The organism is Cellulomonas sp. B6 (assembly GCF_001462455.1).
GTDB lineage: Bacteria > Actinomycetota > Actinomycetes > Actinomycetales > Cellulomonadaceae > Cellulomonas.
In genome coordinates, this window is the sequence record NZ_LNTD01000264.1 from 1 (window position 1) to 1,766 (window position 1,766).

At 76.4% G+C, this 1,766-nt stretch carries 2 protein-coding genes and 1 pseudogene; 1 reads left to right on the forward strand and 2 read right to left on the reverse strand.

From position 1 onward, the window contains the following. Both ATM99_RS17560 and ATM99_RS17565 read right to left on the reverse strand, forming a co-directional pair. A partial coding sequence (locus tag ATM99_RS17560) for an ABC transporter ATP-binding protein (protein WP_062104091.1) occupies positions 1 to 820 on the reverse strand: 820 nt, incomplete at its 3' end. Further along, entirely contained in the window at positions 817 to 1,488 is a 672-nt protein-coding gene (locus tag ATM99_RS17565; protein WP_223305258.1) for a TetR family transcriptional regulator, read from the reverse strand. The genes ATM99_RS17560 and ATM99_RS17565, both read right to left, overlap by 4 nt. Before the next feature lie 113 nt (positions 1,489 to 1,601). On the opposite strand from ATM99_RS17565, the pseudogene ATM99_RS19110 reads away from it, so the two are divergent. Further along, positions 1,602 to 1,766: pseudogene (locus tag ATM99_RS19110) on the forward strand (DNA repair protein RadA); the annotation flags it as partial.

A 1,766-nucleotide genomic window follows, 5' to 3' on the forward strand; every position in this document is an offset into this window, starting at 1 on the left:
CCGCGACGACCGTGGTGCGCGTGAGGCCGAGCACGGCGTCGAGCGTGCCGGTGCTGACGGCACGGCCGCGCCGGATGATCGTCACGCGTGCCGCCAGCGCCTCGAGCGCGGTGCGCGCGCCGGCGGCGTCGGCGAGGCCCGCGACGACCGTGGTGCGCGTGAGGCCGCGCAGGTCGTCGAGCGTGCCGGTGCTGACGGCACGGCCGCGCCGGATGATCGTCACGCGTGCCGCCAGCGCCTCGACCTCGGCGAGCACGTGGCTCGACAGCAGGACCGTGCGGCCGTCGTCGGCGGCCTCCCGCACGACCTCCTGGAAGACCGCACCCATGAGCGGGTCGAGGCCCGACGTGGGTTCGTCCATGAGCAGCAGCTCGACGTCGGCCGCGAGCGCCGCGACGAGCGCGACCTTCTGGCGGTTGCCCTTGGAGTAGGCGCGGCCACGCACGCGCGGGTCGAGCTCGAACCGCTCGACGAGCTCGTCGCGGCGGCGCGGGTCGAGCCCGCCGCGCAGGCGCCCGAGCAGGTCGATCGTCTCGCCGCCCGTGAGCTGGGGCCACAGCGTGACGTCGCCCGGGACGTACGCGAGCCGGCGGTGCAGCGCGACGGGGTCGCGCCACGGGTCGCCGCCCAGCAGGCGCACGTCGCCCGCGTCGGCGCGCAGCAGCCCGAGCAGCACCCGGATGGTCGTGGACTTGCCGGCGCCGTTGGGTCCGAGGAACCCGTGCACCTCACCCGTGCGGACGGTCAGGTCGAGGCCGTCGAGCGCGCGCCGGCGCCCGAACGTCTTGACCAGGCCGTGCACGGCGATCGCGTCGGTCATGGCTGCTCCTGCTCGGTGGTCGGGGGGCGGGCGTCGTCCTGGGTGGCTCGCCAGGCGTCGAGGTAGGTGGAGTCCGCGAACAGGCCGTGCGTGTACAGCTCGAGACTCGCCCGCGCGGTGGTGGTGGCCATGTGCGCGAGCGCCGCGGCGGGCTCGGCCGTCGGCGAGGGCGCGCGGCCGTCGGCGGCGTCGAGCTGGGCGACGAGCAGCAGCCCGAGCTGCGCGGCGACGACGTACCGCGCGCGGCCGACGGGGTCGGACGTGCCCCGCACGACGCCCAGGCGCTCCCCCTCGGCGAGGTAGGTGAGCGTGTCGTCGACCATGCCGTCGACGAACCGCGCGGCGCCCGGGCCGCCGTCGAGCACGACGCGGAACAGGTAGGCGATCAGGGGCGCGTACCGCTCGGTGGCCGCGAGCTGGGCGAGCACGGCGGTGGCCGGCTGCGCGAGCGCCTCGGACTTGGCGGCGACGAGCTGCGCGTGGGCGTGCTCGTCGCACGCGGCACGCAGCCCCTCCTTCGAGCCGAAGTGGTGCAGCACGAGGGCGGGGCTGACGCCCGCGTCGGCGGCGACCTGCCGCAGGCCGGTGCCGAACCCGTCGCGGCCGAAGCGGAGCATCGCGGCGTCGCGGATGCGGGCGCGGGCGGTGAGGTCGTCGACTGATCGCACGTTCAGCAGCCTAAACGGTCGTTCAGCGTCGCCACAAGGGTCCGACCGCGCGTCCTGCCCGCACCGGGGTCCGCGCGGCCGCGATGTCGGTGCCGGCACGTAGCGTGCGCGTCGTGAGCCAGACGACCACCCGCCGCCCGCGCGCCGACAAGGGCGACCGCCCCGGGTTCCGCTGCACCGAGTGCGGGTGGACCGCCACCAAGTGGGTCGGCCGCTGCGGCGAGTGCCAGGAGTGGGGCACGGTCGTCGAGGACGCCGGCCCCGGCTCCGGCGGGCCG